At 62.8% G+C, this 309-nt stretch carries 1 pseudogene; it reads left to right on the forward strand.

Going from position 1 to position 309, the window contains the following annotated elements:
- Nucleotides 1-84 (forward strand): annotated as a pseudogene (locus AF337_RS41830) (heme exporter protein CcmB); the annotation flags it as partial.
- Nucleotides 85-309 lie beyond the last annotated feature (225 nt).

Genomic DNA, 309 nt, shown 5'->3' on the forward strand with positions numbered 1-309 from the left:
CTCTCGATCCGCGCCGATGGCGGTGCGCTGATCGGCGTGCTGTTCTGCCTCACGATCGTCGCCGGCATCGCCTTCGTCTTCGGTGCGACGCGTTGAGGGGCCAAGTGGCAGTCGGCTCGCTCGATCACCCCGAGAGGGTTCGGACGGCGGGACATTACGGTGTGGAGAGCCGCCTCCATTGGGACGATTGCGGGCGGGGATTTCCTGAGGCGGAAACTCAGGAGCGTTTCTAGAGCCTGTCCGTGCTTCGACTTCCGGGGGGCATCGTGAAAATTGCAACCTATAACGTCAACGGCATCAATGGACGGC

The sequence above is a fragment of the Rhizobium ecuadorense genome (assembly GCF_001187535.1).
In the GTDB taxonomy this organism is placed as follows: Bacteria; Pseudomonadota; Alphaproteobacteria; order Rhizobiales; family Rhizobiaceae; genus Rhizobium; species Rhizobium ecuadorense.